The following is a 16,908-nucleotide window of genomic DNA, read 5'->3' on the forward strand; positions in this document are numbered from 1 at the left end:
CGGTGGCCCCAATGGGCAGCAGTACCACCGCGTCCCGTGCCGCCAGGGCACGCAGCTCGGCGGCGGTCAGCCGGTTCCACAGGACTTCACTCATCAGGGACTCCCCGCGATCAGAGGTGGTCGGCGTCGACCACGGCCTGCGCGAAGACCGTGGGTGCTTCCTGCGGCAGGTTGTGGCCGATGTTCGCGATCGTGCGGTGCTGGTAGGCGCCGGTGAAGTGGCTGCGGTAGCCGGTGCCGTCGCCGGGCGCGGTGAACGGGTCCAGGGCCGGGTCCAGGGTGATCGTGGGCACGCCGATGGACGGCTGCGCCGACAGCAGCTTCTCGTAGCGGTCGTAGTGGTGGTCGCCCTTGATGAGGCCGATGCGCCAGCGGTAGTTGTACAGGACGATGGCGGCGTAGTCGGGGTTGAGGAACGCCTGGGACGTGCGCGCGTACGTGGCGTCGTCGAAGTTCCAGTTCGGGGAGACGAGCGTCCACACATAGCGGCACAGCGCGAGGCGGTCGTCGACGTTCTCCATGGCCGCCTTGCCGCGGTCGGTGGCGAAGTACCACTGGTACCACCAGTTGTGCTCGACGGCCGGGATCGCGGGCGCCAACTGCGCCTTGCGGTCGGTGATGACGTAACCGCTGGTGGAGACAAGGGACTTGACGCGCTCGGGCCACAGGGCGGCGATGATGTCGGCGGTCCGCGACCCCCAGTCGAAGCCGGCCAGGACCGCCTTCTCGATCTTCAGGGCGTCCATGAACGCGATGATGTCCAGCGCGATCGCGGACTGCTCAGCGGTCCGGGGCGTGTGACGGGTCAGGAAACTGGTGCTGCCGTGCCCGCGCAGATAGGGGACGAGGACGCGGTAGCCCTGGTCGGCGAGGAGCGGGGCGACGTCGACGAAGCTGTGGATGTCGTACGGCCAGCCGTGCAGGCAGATGACGACCGGGCCGTGGGCGGGACCGAGCTCGGCGTAGCCGACGTTCAGCAGTCCGGCCTTGACCTGCTTGATCGCGGGGAACTGGGTGTGCGTACCGGGAGTGATGGTGGGCACCGTGGCGGCGCTCGACTGCCGCGCAGCGGTCGCGGCGGATGCGTTGGTCTGCAGGCCGGACAGCGAGACCGCGGCCGCGCCGGTGCCCAGGCCGACGGCCTTGCTGAAGGTACGCCTGTTGATCATGTGAAGCCTTCCGTCATACGTATCCGATGTCGCCCCGCAAACCCGTGAACGGGGGTGCCGGGACACACTCTCGTCCGCAACGAAACCGGACACATCAGTCATATGACGGTCATACCCCGACCGCAGTCAGGAGCACACGACGTCTTAAGCCATTCACGCATCCACTCCGGCAACAAAGCGCAGGTCAGGCAAGTATCGGTACGGATCGTGAGCGTCGATGGCGGCACCTCGCCCCACCTCTCCCCAGCCTTCATGTATATGACAAGCATGCGGTCGCTCGCTTCACACGTGCGGGTCGGCCGGAAGCGGCCAGGGAGGGATTCCCTCGCGCGGCGCCGCCGCTCTCACCCCGTTAACGCGGAAAGAAGCCCTCATGGTTCACACCCCGGGCCCGGCGCAATAGCGACAACGCCATCCGCACCCGGACGATCTCCCGTGCGCCGAGTGAACAGATGGACACATGTGAAGCAGAAGGGCACACCCGATGTGGATCACGTGTGACAAGGTGCACGATGGCGAACCGGCCGCCACCCCAAGGGTGCCGCGGCCGACGTCCTCGCCGGCCGGCTCGTCGGTGTCGACACGACCAGGGCCGGCCATCGCCCGCCTCACTCTGGAGAGAGCAGCATGCAAGGTCCGAGACGCCGACACGGCGGCGCACGAGCGACCACGCTCGCCATAGCCGTCACCGTCGGCCTCACCTTGGCGTCCCCGTACGCCACCGCATCACCCCTGGCCGCCGCGAGCGCGCAGGCGGCAGCGGAATCGACGGCCACCCCCGTCTACAAGGACACCCGGTACTCCTTCGAGGAGCGGGCGGCCGACCTCGTCTCCCGGATGACGCTGGAGCAGAAGGTCCGCCAGCTCATCACCAACGACGCCCCGGCCATCCCCGAGCTGGGCGTCCAGGGCTACACGTACTGGAGCGAGGCCCTGCACGGCATCCAGTCGCTGGGCAACTCCAAGAACGCCGGGGACGACACGGCGTGGCCGATGAAGGCCACCGGCTTCCCCACCAGCCTCGCCACCTCGATGGCCTGGGACCCGACCCTCCAGTACCAGGAGGGCTCGGCGATCTCCGACGAGGCCCGCGGCTTCCTCGACAAGTCGCTGTTCGGCGTCAGCCGCAACAACCTCGGCAACTCCGCGGACAACTACGGCGCGTTGACCTACTTCGCCCCGACCGTCAACAACGACCGCGACCCCCTGTGGGGCCGACACGACGAGTCCTTCGGCGAGGACCCGTACCTCCAGACCCAGATGGGTGTCCAGTTCGTCAACGGCTTCCAGGGACAAAAGCCCGACGGTACCTCGGTCAACGGCTACCTGAAGGCCGCGGCGACGGCGAAGCACTACGCCCTCAACAACGTCGAGGACGCCCGCACCGCCATCAGCTCCGACGTCAACGACTCCCAGATGCGCGACTACTACACCAAGCAGTTTGCCGGCCTCATCGGCCAGGCCCACGTCGCCGGCCTGATGACGTCGTACAACGCCATCAACGGCACCCCGGCGGTCGCCAACACGTACACCAACACCACGCTCGCCAAGCGCACCTACGGCTTCGCCGGCCTCACCACCTCGGACTGCGGCGGCGTCGGCACCACCTACAAGCTGCCCGACGACGGTCACAACTGGGCCCCGGCCCCCTGGTCCACCAACGGGTCCAAGTCCGCCCCGCAGTGGATCAACGGCGAGACCGGTGAGACCGTCGACGCCCGCGCCGCCGGCCAGGCCTTCGCCCTGCGTTCGGGCAACGACCTGAACTGCAGCGGCGAGGAGATGACCACCGCCAACGTGATGGAGGCAGTGCGCGCGGGCCTGCTCAGCGAGGACGTCCTCGACACCTCGCTGGTGCGGGTGTTCACCGTCCGGATGCAGACCGGCGAGTTCGACCCGGCCGGCAGCGTGCCGTACACCTCCATCGACAAGTCGGTCATCCAGAGCGCCGCCCACGTGGACCTGGCCACCAAGGCCGCCGACGCCTCCATGGTGCTGCTGAAGAACAGCAACCTCGCCGCGACCGGCAAGCCCCTGCTGCCGCTGAAGGCGTCCGCCGTGAACAAGGTCGTCGTCCTCGGCGACCTCGGCGACACCGTCAACCTCGGCAGCTACGGCAACGGCCCCGACCAGCAGATCTCGGTGCGGCGGGGCATCACCGACGCCCTCAAGGCCGCCAACCCCAGCGCGACCGTCACCTATGACGCGGTCGGCACCAGCACCACCAACACGGCCGCCGTCTCCCTCAGCTCCACCACCCAGGCCGCCGTGAAGGCCGCCGACGTGGTGGTCGTCGCGGTGGGCACCGACCAGAACACCGCGAGCGAGGGCAAGGACCGCACGAGCCTCGCGCTGCCCGGCAACTACAACTCGCTGATCGACCAGGTCGCCGCTCTCGGCAACCCGAACGTGGTGCTGGACATCCAGGCGATCGGCGCGGTGGACATCTCCGCCCGCCAGTCCAAGGCCGCCTCCATCGTGTTCAGCGCCTACAACGGCCAGAGCCAGGGCACCGCCCTCGCCGACGTGCTGTTCGGAAAGCAGAACCCGCAGGGGCACCTGACCTTCACCTGGTACAAGGACGACTCCCAGCTCGCCGGGAAGAACAACTACGGCCTGACCCCCGCCCAGAGCGACGGCAAGGGCCAGACGTACCAGTACTTCACCGGCACGCCCTCCTACCCCTTCGGGTACGGCCAGAGCTACACGACGTTCTCGTACTCGGCCGCGACGGCCGACAAGAGCAGCATCACCGCCGACGGCACGGTCAACGTCTCCTTCGACGTGACCAACACCGGCAGCGTGCCCGGGGCCACCGTCGCCCAGCTCTACGCGGCGAACTCCTTCACCGTCTCCGGCGTGACCATGCCCAAGCAGCGCCTCGTCGGCTTCAAGAACACCGGCGTCCTGGCGCCCGGTGAGAAGCTGCACGTCACGCTGCCGGTCAAGGCGTCCGACCTGAGCGTGTGGAACCCGTCGACCTCCCGGCAGACCGTCTTCCCCGGCGCCTGGGCGTTGAAGGTGGCCTCCGACTCCGCCACCGTGCAGAGCACCGCCACCGTCACCGTCACCGGCACCCTGACCCCGAAGGTCTCGACGGTCACCGTGCAGCCCGGCAAGCTGGTCTACCACGCCGGCGAGACGCTGGATCTGACCAGGAAGAACCCCTGGATCAAGGACGACACCGACCCGGCCAAGGAGCAGCGGGACACCTCGATCACGGCTGACAACATCGTCGAGGCGGTCAACAACGACCAGTCCTTCGTGGATCTGTCGAAGACGTCCGTGACGTACTCCAGCAGCGATCCGTCCGTGGCCACCGTCAACTCCGCCGGCATCGTCACCGCCGGCGCGGACGGCGTGGCGACCATCAAGGTCACCGTGGGCGGCGTCACCGGTTCCATGGTGATGGTGGTCAAGGACTCCCTCGCGCTGCACACCCCGCAGTTCGTGACGGCGGGCCAGACGGCGACCGTGACCACCACCGTGACCAACGGCACCGGTTCCGCGCTGTCCGACGTGAACGTTACCCTGCCCGCGCCGTCCGGCTGGACCGTCAAGGCCACCACCGCGACCTCCTTCGGGTCCGTCGCGGCCGGTGCCTCGGCCACCACCACCTGGCTGGTCACCTCGCCCACCGGGGTGAGCGCCGGCACGTACCCGCTGACCGCCACCGCCACCCACAGCGGCGGCTCCTACACGACCGACGCCACCCTCCTGGTGCCGTTCGCGTCGATGAAGGCGGCCTACACCAACGTCGGCATCACCGACGACGCCAACCCCGCGCCGGGCAAGTACGACGGCGGCGGGTTCAGCTTCTCCAAGCAGGCGCTCGCCGCCCAGGGCGTGTCGGCCGGAACCCTCAGCACCGGCGGCCTCACCTACCAGTGGCCCGACGCCACGGGTGCGCCCAACGCCATCGACACCAAGGGACAGGCGGTCCTGATCTCCGGGACCGGCGGCTGGCTGGGCTTCGTAGGAAGCGGCACCAGCGGCCCCCACCAGGGCATCGGCACCATCGTCTACACCGACGGCTCCACCCAGAGCTACGGCCTGGGCTTCTCCGACTGGTGGGACAACAACAACGTGTCCCAGGGCAGCAGCCGGCTGGGCACCTACGACTACATCAACAGCCACGACGGCAAGGTGAACCAGAAGGTCAGTCTTTTCACCACCAAGGTGCAACTCGCCGCGGGCAAGACGGTCCAGGCCGTCGTCCTGCCCACCTCGGGCCCGGCCGGCACCCCGCAGGGCCACGTCTTCGCCATGGCGATCGGCGGCACCCCGCAGACCCCGGCCCCCCAGCCGCAGGGCGTCACCGGTCACATCACCGGCCAGGGCGGCAAGTGCGTCGACCTCGCGGCCGGACCGGCGGCGGGCGTCCAGGCGGTCCTGGCCACCTGCGACGACGATGCCTCCCAGCAGTGGACCCTCGGCACCGACAAGACGCTGTGGAACCAGGGCAAGTGCCTGACCACCGCCCAGGGCGGCGCCGACAACGGCACCGACGTGGTCCTCGACTACTGCGACGGTTCCAAGGGTCAGCAGTGGACGGTGGACTCCGAGCACGGCTTCCTGATCAACGCCGGGTCCGGGATGTGTCTGGAGAACTCCAACGGTTCCACGGCTGACGGCAATCCGCTGATCATCTGGACCTGTGGTGTGGGTGACGCGGGCATGGTGTGGAAGGCTCCGTCGAGTGCGCCGTCGGGTCCTTCGGGCCGTGTCGCCGGTTACAACGGCAAGTGTGTCGAGGTGTCGGGCGGTGCGACCGCCGACGGTACGTCGATCCAGTTGAACGCGTGTGGTTCGGGTTCGCAGCAGGTGTGGACGGCTGCTTCGGACGGGACGTTCCGGGCGCTGGGCAAGTGTCTGACGGTGGCGGGTGGTGCGACGGCGGACGGTACCGCGGTGCAGCTCTCCACCTGCACGGGTGCGTCTTCGCAGAAGTGGGCGTCGGATGCGAAGGGCCAGTTGGTCGGTTCGCAGTCGAGCAAGTGCCTGGACGCGACGGGCCCGAGTTCGGCCAACGGCACCAAGCTGCAGATCTGGACCTGTGCCGCGTCGGACAACCAGTTGTGGAGTGTGCCGTCGTCGCGTCCGACGGGTGTGATCAGCGGTTACGGCGGTAAGTGTGCCGAGGTCGCGGGGTCGTTGTCGGCGAACGGTACGGCGATCCAGTTGATCACGTGCGGGACGGGCAGCGGCCAGTCCTGGACGGTCGCGGCCGACAGCACGCTGCGGGTGCTGGGCAAGTGCATGACGGTGGCCGGTGGTGCGACGGCGGACGGCACGGCCGTTCAGCTCTCCACCTGCACGGGAGCGTCTTCGCAGAAGTGGACGCCGGACGCCAAGGGCCAGTTGGTCGGCACGCAGTCCGGCAAGTGCCTGGACGCGACCGGTCCCAGCTCGGCCAACGGCACCAAGCTCCAGATCTGGACCTGCGCGGCCAGCGCCAACCAGCTCTGGAAGCTCCCCGCCGCCTGATCCCCCGGACCCGACCGGGTCCACCCCGACTCCCGTTCCCCCGGCCGTACCGGTCGGGGGGACGGGCGCCGTACGCCCTTCTGAGGGCGTACCTCCCCTTCTCGTACGAGGAAGCAAGGAAGAGCACACAGGTGTTTTCCAGACTCAGACGTGCCCCGCGCACCGGACCCGGCCGGTCCGTGGCCGGCATGTCCGCCCTCACACTGGCCCTCGCGACGCTGACCGCCGTGGCCACGGAGGCCCCCGCCGCCTCGGCCGCGACCGCCGCCGACACCCCGATCGTGGTCGACGGCGGCACCGTCCTGCCCGGTCGTGTCGCAGGCAAGGGCGGCGCGGTCGGCGTCACCTTCGGGTTCTCCACCGAGACCCTGGCCGGCGGCCCCTACGACCAGCCGGTCAACAAGAACTACAACCAGCCGATGTACCGGCCGAAGGCCGACGACCCGGCGTCCTTCTGGGACAACTACGTCGAGGAACTGGTCACCGCCGGCGTCGACTTCGTCGCCGTCGACCTGCGCGGCTTCGACCCGGCCAGGGCGGTGCCGGACGGCGCGGGCGACCCCCGCGCACTCACCCCGCTGCTCGACGCCATCAACCGCCGGGGCGTCGCCGGCCAGCTCAAGATCGCGGCACTGGACGACACCCCGGCCACCCTGACCGACAAGAAGAACCGCGCGGTCCACAACACCGGCGGCTACGAGCCCCCCTTCGACTTCGGCGACGCCGACGGCACCGGGGAGGGCGGCTACAAGTACTTCTGGGACCAGAACCAGCGCGAGTTCTTCCAGCGCATCCCCTCCGACATGCTCTACAAGGTCGACGGCCGCCCGCTGATCTACGAGTGGTCCGCCAACGCGCCCGCCTTCACCAACCAGGGCAACGGCAACCTCTTCAAGCTGCTCCAGTACGCCCGCTCCCACGCGAAGTCGGAGTTCGGCTTCGACCCGTACTACGTGGTCGACAGCAGTTGGCCCGACCGGGACCCGTCCGTCATCTCGCAGATCGACGGCGTCAACAACTGGTTCCAGTTGCCGACCGGCTGGTCCAACGCCACGTACCAGCCGATCATCGACAACGGGCAGCTCACCTTCGGCGACGGCTGGGCCTACCGGACCTCCGACGGCGCGGGCGACTACAAGAACACGTATCAGACCACCTCGCAGTCGGGCGCCTCGGTCACGTACTCGTTCATCGGCACCGGCGTGCAGTACCTCGCGCGCACCGCGAGCGGCCAGGGCAGCGTCGACGTGTCCATCGACGGCGGCACACCCGTCACGGTGCGGCTCGACACCAGCAGCGCCCTCAAGACCCAGCAGAACGTCTTCGAGAAGGCCGGCCTGACCGACGGCACGCACACCATCAAGGTGACCAGCAAGAGCGCCACCGAGGTCAGCGTCGACGGCTTCAAGGTGCTCACCGGCCGCGCGGCCTCGCTGAACGGCCGTACCTTCGGCGTCGCGACGCCGAGCTTCCGGGTCGTCAACGACGACGTCACCATGGTGATGGACGCCGATCACGGCAACCACCTCAACCGCACCCTGGACGCCACGGTCAACGGCGGCGCGGACATCACGCTGCTGGAGGGCTTCACCGACTGGGAAGAGAACGCGATGGTCGCGCGTACGGCCGAGGGCACGTACGCGGAGCGGCTGACCGACTACCCCAACCAGATGCTCGACATCACCCGGCGGTACTCCAGGGACCCGTTCCCGGCGAGCCTCAAGATCGAGGCGGAGACGGCCGACGCGCACACCGGTGCCACCCCGGGCAACAACGGTGTGTACCGCAGCGGTGACGTCGACGTCGAGCCCGCCGGCGACACCGGCGGCGGCTGGGACGTCGGTGACATCGCCGCCGGTCAGACCCTGACCTGGAAGAGCCAGCCGATGCAGGGCACGGTGAGGCTCTCCGCGCGCCTCGCCACGCCCAACGACGGCGCCCAGGTCCGCTTCGTCGTGGACGGCGTGGCCGGTCCGACGGTGGCCGTGCCGAACACCGGTGACTGGCAGAAGTACACGACCGTCGACGCGGGCACCTTCCAGTTCCGGGCGGGTACCCACCACGAGGTCCGGCTGGAGTTCCCGACCGGCTCGCTCAACGCCAATTACTGGACGGCGACCACCGTCAGCCCCCCGGCCACGCCGGCTCCGGCCGGACCCACCGGCCAGATCACCGGCCAGGGCGGCAAGTGCGTCGACCTCGCCGGGGGCAGCGCGGCGAACGGCACCCAGGTGGTGCTGAACACCTGTGCCACCGCGACGACCCAGCAGTGGACGGCTGCCTCCGACCAGTCGCTGCGCGTCCTCGGCAAGTGCCTGACCACCGAGAGCGCGGGCACGACCAACGGTACGAAGGTCCAGATCGGTGCCTGCGACGGTTCCAAGGGTCAGCAGTGGACGGTGGACTCCGAGCACGGCTTCCTGATCAACGCCGGGTCCGGGATGTGTCTGGAGAACTCCAACGGTTCCACGGCTGACGGCAATCCGCTGATCATCTGGACCTGTGGTGTGGGTGACGCGGGCATGGTGTGGAAGGCTCCGTCGAGTGCGCCGTCGGGTCCTTCGGGCCGTGTCGCCGGTTACAACGGCAAGTGTGTCGAGGTGTCGGGCGGTGCGACCGCCGACGGTACGTCGATCCAGTTGAACGCGTGTGGTTCGGGTTCGCAGCAGGTGTGGACGGCTGCTTCGGACGGGACGTTCCGGGCGCTGGGCAAGTGTCTGACGGTGGCGGGTGGTGCGACGGCGGACGGTACCGCGGTGCAGCTCTCCACCTGCACGGGTGCGTCTTCGCAGAAGTGGGCGTCGGATGCGAAGGGCCAGTTGGTCGGTTCGCAGTCGAGCAAGTGCCTGGACGCGACGGGCCCGAGTTCGGCCAACGGCACCAAGCTGCAGATCTGGACCTGTGCCGCGTCGGACAACCAGTTGTGGAGTGTGCCGTCGTCGCGTCCGACGGGTGTGATCAGCGGTTACGGCGGTAAGTGTGCCGAGGTCGCGGGGTCGTTGTCGGCGAACGGTACGGCGATCCAGTTGAACACGTGCGGGACGGGCAGCGGCCAGTCCTGGACGGTCGCGGCCGACAGCACGCTGCGGGTGCTGGGCAAGTGCATGACGGTGGCCGGTGGTGCGACGGCGGACGGCACGGCCGTTCAGCTCTCCACCTGCACGGGAGCGTCTTCGCAGAAGTGGACGCCGGACGCCAAGGGCCAGTTGGTCGGCACGCAGTCCGGCAAGTGCCTGGACGCGACCGGTCCCAGCTCGGCCAACGGCACCAAGCTCCAGATCTGGACCTGCGCGGCCAGCGCCAACCAGCTCTGGAAGCTCCCCGTCTGACCGGCGGACCTCATCGGCACCGGGCCGAGCGGGACACTCTCCCGCTCGGCCCGGTGTTTTTCTGTCGCCGATGACGACGCAAATACGGCGATATAGAGGACAAAACGGGCAAGCGTCAGGTAGCTTGAGGACCCATACCCCGCAGATACATGTCGACCACCACATCCGCGGCCCGTCCCGCACTCAGGTGTGGCAACTGCTGTGCGGCGAGGTTCACCAGTTCCACCAGCAGGGACTGGGCCCACCCCGGTGGAGGGTCCCGGCGCAGCATCCCCTCCTCGGCGGCGCGGCGGAGAAAGGTGTCGACCTCGGCGAGGCAGGCGTCCCTGCGTCGGCGTACCTCGCCGTCGGCGAGCATGCGGGCGAGGTCGACCGGCCAGGTGCGGTTGATGACGATGATGTTCTCGACGTAGCGGTGCAGGGCGACGGCGATGGGGGCCTCGCGCAGGCGCGCGTCCTCGAGGGCCTGCTCGATGGCCGAGAGCCGGGCTTCGTAGATGGCGGCGAGCAGCTCTTCACGGTTGGTGAAGCGGCGGTAGACGGTACGCCGGTCGACACCCGCCTCGGCGGCGATGCCCGCGACGCTCACCCCTGGATCGGCGGCGAGCATACGGGCCCCGGTCGTCAGGACGGCTGCCAGATTGCGCGCTGCGTCGGCTCTCATTCCTTAAGAGTATCTCTAGTGCGCTCTTATTGAAGAGAAGTGCTACATTGAAGTGACAGTTCAAGGGCACGCTGAAAGAGGGACCACAAGTGATCACCTACGACCGACTCTTCATCGGGGGCTCCTGGGTGGAGCCGAGCAACCCGGAGCTGCTGGACATCGCCTCACCGCACGACCAGTCCGTGGTCGGCCGTGCCGCGCAGGCCCAGCCGGCGGACATCGACCGCGCCGTCACCGCGGCCCGCGCGTCCTTCGACGCGGGACAGTGGCGGCTGACCCCGCCCGCGGAGCGCATCGCGGTCCTGCGGCGGTTCAACGCGCTGCGCGAGGAGAACGCGGAGAAGATCGCGTCCCTGATCTCGCTGGAGAACGGCTCGGCCGGCTGGTTCACGCGCGCCGGACAGCCCGGTCTGACCCGGCAGGCCAACGCCTACCTGAAGGCGGCCGAGGAGTTCGCCTGGGAGGAGACGCTCGTCCCCTCCGACCCGGCGGCCCCGGTGCGCAGCGTGGTGCGCCGTGAGGCGATCGGCGTCGTCGCGGCCGTCATCCCGTGGAACTCGCCCTTCTCCTCCGCCACTTCGAAGATCATCCCCTCGCTGCTCGCGGGCAACTCGGTGGTCCTGAAGGTCTCCCCGGAGAACTCGCTGAGCATGGGCTTCCTGGCCGAGCTGCTGGAGCAGGTGGGCCTGCCCGAGGGCGTGATCAGCGTCCTGCCGGCGGACCGGGAGACCAGTGAGTACCTGGTGTCGCACGGCGACGTCGACAAGATCGCCTTCACCGGCTCCACCCGGGCCGGCCGTCGCATCGCCGCGATCGCCGGCGAGCAGCTCAAGCGGGTCAGCCTGGAGCTCGGCGGCAAGTCCGCCGCGATCATCCTGCCCGACGCCGACATCGAGAAGGCCGTCGCGGGCGTGAAGTTCGGCTCCCTGCTCAACAACGGCGAGTCCTGCATCGCCCAGACCCGCATCCTCGCCCCGCGCAGCCGCTACGAGGAGGTCGTGAGCGGGCTCAAGACGCTGGTGGAGTCGCTGAAGGTCGGCGACCCGAACGACCCCGACACCTTCATCGGCCCGATGATCCGCCCCGACCAGCAGGAGCGGGTGCGCAACTACATCCAGCTCGGCATCGAGGAGGGTGCCCGTCTGGTCACCGGCGGCCCGCAGATCCCCGAGGGCCTGGAGAAGGGCAACTACGTCACGCCCACCCTCTTCGCCGACGTCGACAACTCCATGCGCATCGCCCAGGAGGAGATCTTCGGCCCGGTCCTGGTGGTCATCGCCTACGACGACGAGGACGAGGCCGTCCGCATCGCCAACGACTCCGAGTACGGCCTGTCCGGCGGCGTGTGGTCCGCCGACGAGGGCCACGCCCTGGAGGTGGCCCGTCGGGTCCGTACCGGCACCATCACCGTCAACGGTGCCTCCGTCGCCTTCGACGGCCCGTTCGGCGGCTTCAAGGCCAGCGGCATCGGCCGCGAGTACGGCGCGGTCGGGCTCGGCACCTACACCGAGTACAAGACGATCACTGTCTGACCTCTCCGGCAGGGGCTCCCGATGTCCGGGAGCCCCTCCGAGGCGCGGACCTCGCCGCCCTCCAGCACCGCTTCCGCCAGAGCACGCCCAAGTCATGGCACTGCTGATCGCCACACGCGCGGCCGACCTGGAGACACCCAGTCACATGTTTCTTTCACCCGGCAGCGGTGGCATTCGGCATGTATGAACACGTTGTATGGTTGGGCTGCCGAGAAACCCACCCCCTTCCGAAGGCGGCACAGGTATGACCTCGACCACCACCCCGTTCGGACCGCGCGCCACCGCGGCGGAAGTGCTCGACGGAGTCGATCTGAGCGGACGACGCGTGATCGTCACCGGCGGGGCCTCCGGCCTGGGCGTCGAAACGGTCCGCGCACTGGCGGAGGCGGGCGCCCAGGTGACGGTCGCCACCCGCGACCCCGCCGCCGCCGAACCGCTGGCCAAGGAACTGCCCGGCGTACGCACCGCTGCCCTGGACCTCTCCGACCTGGCCTCCGTCCGCGCCTTCTGCGCCGACTGGAGCGGGCCCCTCGACGCCCTCGTCGCCAACGCCGGCGTGATGATGCTCCCGACCCGGCAGGTCAACGCGCAGGGCTGGGAGCTGCAGCTCGCCACCAACTACCTCGGCCACTTCGCCCTCGCCGTCGGGCTGCACCCCGCTCTCCGGGCCGCCGACGCCCCCCGCGTCGCCGTCGTCAGCTCCGGCGCCCAGCTCCGGGCCGGCTTCGACTTCGACGACCCGCAGTTCGAGCACCGCCCCTACGACCCGTTCCTCGCCTACGCCCAGTCCAAGACCGCCGATGTGCTGCTCGCCGTGGGAATCAGCCGTCGCTGGGCCGAGGACGGCATCGCCGCCAACTCCTGCGCGCCCGGCTGGATCCACACCAACCTCACGCGCCACCTCGACCCGGCGACGATGCAGGCCCTCGGCGCCATGGACGCGGACGGCAACCTGATCACCCCGGACTACTACAAGAACCCGGCCCAGGGAGCCGCCACCACGGTGCTGCTGGCCGCGTCACCGCTCCTCGACGGCGTCAGCGGGCGCTACTTCGAGGACAACCAGGAGTCCGAGGTGGTCGACGGAGGCCCTGACGTGATGAGCGGCGTCGCGAAGTGGTCGGTCGACCCGGCCGCCGCCGACCGCCTCTGGGACCTCGCACAGCCCCTGCTCGGCTGACCCCGCACGGCGCCGAACCCGCTCAGGACCTACGAAGGAACAACATGAACGACGACACGCGGGCCCCTCACTTCCTCCTCGTGCACGGGGCATGGCACGGATCGTGGTGCTGGCGCGAGCTCCAGGACCTCCTCACCCAGCGCGGCTGGACCAGCCACACCGTCGACCTGCCGAGCGTCGTCCCCGAGGGAGCGGAGGGCAGGCTCCCCGGCCTGCTCGACGACGCCCGCGTGGTCCGCGAGGCGATCGACGCCCTGGAGGCACCTCTCGTGGTCGTCGGACACTCCTACGGCGGCGCCCCCGTCACCCAGGCGGCCGTCGGCGCGGCCAACGTGGCCCACCTGGTGTACGTGTCCGCCTTCGCCCTCGACGAGGGGGAGAGCCTGATGACGTGCTTCGGCGAACAGCCGGACCTCTCCACGGTGGAGGGCGTCATCCCCGTACGGGAGAACCCGGAGACGACGCTCTACAACGACGTGCCCGACGACAAGAGGGACGCCGCCCTCGCCCGGCTGCTGCCGCAGAGCGCGCTCTCCTTCGCCGAGCCGGTCAACCGCGCCGCGTGGAAGGCCCTCCCCTCCAGCTACGTGCTCTGCGACGACGACCAGAGCCTGCCTCCCTCCTACCAGGAGCCCTTCGCGCAGCGGACCGGCACCACGTACCACCTGCCCAGCGGCCACACCCCGCTGCTCTCCATGCCCGACAAGCTCGCCGATCTCCTCGACGAGATCGCCCAGAGCGTCCGATGAGGCCCGTCACCCGACGCCAGACGGACCACCACGCCGCACGGGCGGCGGCGACCCGGGCGCGGGTGATGCGCACCCTGGAGCGGCTGCTCGACTCCGGCGAGGCCTTCTCCGAGATCAGCGTCCAGCGGATCCTGGAGGAGGCCGGGGTGTCCCGGGCCACGTTCTACGCGCACTTCGAGAGCAAGCCGGACGTCCTGGTCCGGCTCACCGACGAACTGCGGGAATCCCTGCTGGTGTTGGCCCGGCGGTGGGACCCGGGCGCCGAGGAGGACGGGGCCGAGCGGTTCGCCCGGTTCTTCGAAGAGGTGATCACGATCCACCGCGCGCACCAGGGCGTGATCACCGCGGTCCGTGAGGCGGCGGCCTACGACCCGGCGGTGAGCGACTTCTACACCGCCGACCTCGAGGGCTTCGACGAGGCCGTGCGCCGGACCCTGCGCTCGGAACAGGCCGCCGGATCGGCCCCGGCCGACCTCGACGTCACCGCCGCGAGCCGCGTCATCGTGTGGGGCGGCGCCCAGGCGATCGCCCACCACATCGCCGTGGACGACGGCAGCGGCGACGCCGCCCTGGCCCGCGAACTCGCCCGGATCTGGTGGCACGGCGCCTACCGTCGCCCCTCGGACTGACCCTTCTTCAGATACATGTCTGCATAGCCGGAATAGCACGCTATGGACGCACATTGAACACTGGCAATAGCCACATGTGCGGATGCGGCACATCCCAGCAGACCTGGAGGGAGAGACCATGACCTACCGAGAGCTGCGGCCGGGCGCCAACTGGCAGGTACGGAGCGCCTGCAGAGGTGAGGACCCTGAGCTGTTCTTCCCGATCGGCGACACCGGCCCGTCACTGGTGCAGATCGAGGAGGCCAAGGAGGTGTGCCGGTACTGCGTCGTCGTCGAACCCTGCCTTCAGTGGGCCCTGGAATCCCATGAGACGCACGGCATATGGGGCGCGACAACCGAGGCGGAACGCCGCCGACTCCGCCGGCCGGCACCACCGGCGTAGGGGAGCCCCGGTCGCGGCCGCAGCCCGCGGTGAACACACCTACCAGCAAGTGGGTGTGTCGCCTGGCGGCAAGACGACGAGGTTACACTCACACATATGATCAACCGGCGTACTGTCCTGGAGGCGGCCGAGGCCTTTCAGACGGCCACGGAACAGTTGGCCGACAGCCTTCCGAACGGCTTCCACGAGCGCGGCCCCGCCGACGCCCTGCTGGCCGTCACCGGCTCCATGATCCCACTGCTGAACAGCATCATGAGCGTGGCCGACGTACCGGACGCGGCTGAGATCGAGCTGCTGTGCGAGAGAGCCGCGCCGCACGTCCAGCGGTTGCCCTGGACCATCCGCCTGCGCGGTGAGGCCGGCGAGGAGATCACCGGCCTGGCCGCTCGGCACGGCCTCTCCACGCGGGTGCGGCAGCCGTTCATGCTGCTCCTCCTCGCGGACGGGCGTGCGGAGGGCCAGGAGCGGGGAGCGTCCGGGCCGGCCCCCGTGACCGTACGGCTGCTGGCGGACGACGAACACGAGACCTTCGCCGAGATCCTCGGCACGGCCTTCGGCGCCCCGCCGGTGATCATCAGCAGCCTCTACACCCCGCAGGTCCTCGGTCAGCCGTTCGTCAAGGCCTACGTCGCCGAAGAGGAAGGGACACCTGTCGCGGCGGGGCTCGCGATCGTCACCGAACGACATGTCGGCCTCGCCAACATCGGCACCCTGCCCGCACACCGGCGGCGCGGTGCCGGCCGGGCGGTCGTCGAGGCGATTCTCCGGGACGCCCGGGCCGCCGGGGCGCACACGGCATACCTGCACACGAGCGACGAGGCCCTTCCCCTCTTCGAGCAGGCCGGTTTCCGCACCGAGGAATCATGGGTCGTTTTCACCACCTGAGCATGCGAACGTCCGGCACCCCCCCAGCAGATTGGAACGAGGGCATGGATCTTCAACTCAAGCAGCGACGAGCCGTGGTCACCGGCGGAACCCGCGGTATCGGCTTCGCCGTGGCCCGCGCTCTGGCCACGGAAGGCGCGTCCGTCGTCCTGGTCTCCAGGTCCGCCGCGCACGCCGAGGAGCGGGCGGCGGCGCTGCGCGAGGAGACCGGCGCCGACGTCATCGCCGTTGCGGCCGACACCGGGGACGACGCCGCTGTGACGGCCATGGCCAGGACGGTGGAGGAACGGTTCGGCGGCGCGGACATCCTGGTGAACAACGCCGCCGTCACCAACCCCGGCGTCATCTCCGAGGACGATCTCGAAGGCGAGATCAACGTCAAGGTCCGCGGATACCTCAGGTGCGTCCGCGCCTTCGCCCCGGGGATGACCGAGCGAGGCTGGGGCCGGATCATCAACATCAGCGGTCTGGCGGCACGCCAGACCGGATCGGTGACCGGCTCGATCCGCAACGCCGCCGTGGTCGCCATGTCCAAGAACCTCGCGGACGAACTCGGCCCGAGCGGGGTCAACGTCGTGTCGGTGCAGCCCGGCCCCACCCGGACCGACACCTTCCTCGGCAACCTCGACCGACGGGCCCAGGCCCAGGGGCTCAGCCTGGCGGAACTGGAAGGGCAGGTGGCCGAGTCCATCGCGATCGGCCGGATCGTGGAACCGCACGAGGTGGCGTCGGTCGTCGCCTTCCTGGCCAGCCCCCTGAGCGTGGCCCTCAACGGCGACACGATCATCCCCAGCGGCGGCTTCAAGGGCCCGATTCACTACTGACCGCCGGGTCCGCCGTCGGCGGGGGCGGCGTAGACCCGGTGGTGTCCGAGGTCCGGATCTGCGTGCCGAGCATGGTCC

The 16,908-nt window shown here is 69.4% G+C and carries 11 protein-coding genes; 9 read left to right on the forward strand and 2 right to left on the reverse strand.

The window, feature by feature from the left end; all coding sequences use genetic code 11:
- Nucleotides 1-110: 110 nt before the first annotated feature.
- Nucleotides 111-1,169 (reverse strand): alpha/beta hydrolase, encoded by a 1,059-nt coding sequence (locus ABZT06_RS43220; RefSeq protein WP_355753710.1) that lies wholly within the window; start codon nt 1,167-1,169, stop codon nt 111-113.
- A 627-nt stretch (nt 1,170-1,796) separates the two neighbouring features.
- Here ABZT06_RS43220 and ABZT06_RS43225 point away from each other — a divergent pair.
- Both ABZT06_RS43225 and ABZT06_RS43230 read left to right on the forward strand, forming a co-directional pair.
- Nucleotides 1,797-6,656 carry a ricin-type beta-trefoil lectin domain protein gene (locus tag ABZT06_RS43225; RefSeq protein ID WP_355753712.1) on the forward strand — a complete coding sequence of 1,620 codons (4,860 nt, stop codon included), beginning with the start codon at nt 1,797-1,799 and terminating at the stop codon, nt 6,654-6,656.
- A 188-nt stretch (nt 6,657-6,844) separates the two neighbouring features.
- Nucleotides 6,845-9,985, forward strand: coding sequence for a DUF5010 domain-containing protein (locus ABZT06_RS43230; protein ID WP_355753715.1), 3,141 nt, complete (start codon nt 6,845-6,847; stop codon nt 9,983-9,985).
- Nucleotides 9,986-10,100: 115 nt separating this feature from the next.
- Here ABZT06_RS43230 and ABZT06_RS43235 read toward each other — a convergent pair whose 3' ends face one another.
- Nucleotides 10,101-10,649, reverse strand: coding sequence for a helix-turn-helix domain-containing protein (locus ABZT06_RS43235; RefSeq protein WP_355753717.1), 549 nt, complete (start codon nt 10,647-10,649; stop codon nt 10,101-10,103).
- An 89-nt stretch (nt 10,650-10,738) separates the two neighbouring features.
- Between ABZT06_RS43235 and ABZT06_RS43240 the strand changes: the two genes are divergently transcribed.
- From ABZT06_RS43240 to ABZT06_RS43270, 7 genes are all read left to right on the forward strand, one after another.
- Entirely contained in the window at nt 10,739-12,181 is a 1,443-nt protein-coding gene (locus ABZT06_RS43240; protein WP_355753719.1) for an aldehyde dehydrogenase, read from the forward strand.
- Between the two features lie 244 nt (nt 12,182-12,425).
- Nucleotides 12,426-13,361, forward strand: coding sequence for an SDR family NAD(P)-dependent oxidoreductase (locus ABZT06_RS43245; RefSeq protein ID WP_355753721.1), 936 nt, complete (start codon nt 12,426-12,428; stop codon nt 13,359-13,361).
- Nucleotides 13,362-13,405: 44 nt separating this feature from the next.
- Nucleotides 13,406-14,110 (forward strand): alpha/beta hydrolase, encoded by a 705-nt coding sequence (locus ABZT06_RS43250; RefSeq protein ID WP_355753724.1) that lies wholly within the window; start codon nt 13,406-13,408, stop codon nt 14,108-14,110.
- The gene (locus ABZT06_RS43255; protein ID WP_355753726.1) at nt 14,107-14,739 is read left to right on the forward strand and encodes a TetR/AcrR family transcriptional regulator; all 633 of its coding nucleotides are present in this window, start codon (nt 14,107-14,109) and stop codon (nt 14,737-14,739) included. The genes ABZT06_RS43250 and ABZT06_RS43255 overlap by 4 nt, the downstream gene beginning before the upstream one ends.
- Before the next feature lie 118 nt (nt 14,740-14,857).
- Nucleotides 14,858-15,121 carry a WhiB family transcriptional regulator gene (locus tag ABZT06_RS43260; RefSeq protein WP_355753727.1) on the forward strand — a complete coding sequence of 88 codons (264 nt, stop codon included), beginning with the start codon at nt 14,858-14,860 and terminating at the stop codon, nt 15,119-15,121.
- 96 nt (nt 15,122-15,217) lie between these two features.
- Nucleotides 15,218-16,006 (forward strand): GNAT family N-acetyltransferase, encoded by a 789-nt coding sequence (locus ABZT06_RS43265; RefSeq protein WP_355753729.1) that lies wholly within the window; start codon nt 15,218-15,220, stop codon nt 16,004-16,006.
- 44 nt (nt 16,007-16,050) lie between these two features.
- The gene (locus ABZT06_RS43270; protein ID WP_355753731.1) at nt 16,051-16,830 is read left to right on the forward strand and encodes an SDR family oxidoreductase; all 780 of its coding nucleotides are present in this window, start codon (nt 16,051-16,053) and stop codon (nt 16,828-16,830) included.
- Nucleotides 16,831-16,908 lie beyond the last annotated feature (78 nt).

The organism is Streptomyces sp. NPDC005483, assembly GCF_040606035.1.
In the GTDB taxonomy this organism is placed as follows: domain Bacteria; phylum Actinomycetota; class Actinomycetes; order Streptomycetales; family Streptomycetaceae; genus Streptomyces.

Coding starts and splice junctions, on each gene's coding strand:
- ABZT06_RS43245 (WP_355753721.1), top strand. CDS start 12,426: ATGACCTCGACCACCACCCCGTTCGGACCGCGCGCCACCGCGGCGGAA.
- ABZT06_RS43270 (WP_355753731.1), top strand. CDS start 16,051: ATGGATCTTCAACTCAAGCAGCGACGAGCCGTGGTCACCGGCGGAACC.
- ABZT06_RS43235 (WP_355753717.1), bottom strand. CDS start 10,649: ATGAGAGCCGACGCAGCGCGCAATCTGGCAGCCGTCCTGACGACCGGG.
- ABZT06_RS43255 (WP_355753726.1), top strand. CDS start 14,107: ATGAGGCCCGTCACCCGACGCCAGACGGACCACCACGCCGCACGGGCG.
- ABZT06_RS43220 (WP_355753710.1), bottom strand. CDS start 1,169: ATGATCAACAGGCGTACCTTCAGCAAGGCCGTCGGCCTGGGCACCGGC.
- ABZT06_RS43230 (WP_355753715.1), top strand. CDS start 6,845: ATGTCCGCCCTCACACTGGCCCTCGCGACGCTGACCGCCGTGGCCACG.
- ABZT06_RS43225 (WP_355753712.1), top strand. CDS start 1,797: ATGCAAGGTCCGAGACGCCGACACGGCGGCGCACGAGCGACCACGCTC.
- ABZT06_RS43260 (WP_355753727.1), top strand. CDS start 14,858: ATGACCTACCGAGAGCTGCGGCCGGGCGCCAACTGGCAGGTACGGAGC.
- ABZT06_RS43265 (WP_355753729.1), top strand. CDS start 15,218: ATGATCAACCGGCGTACTGTCCTGGAGGCGGCCGAGGCCTTTCAGACG.
- ABZT06_RS43250 (WP_355753724.1), top strand. CDS start 13,406: ATGAACGACGACACGCGGGCCCCTCACTTCCTCCTCGTGCACGGGGCA.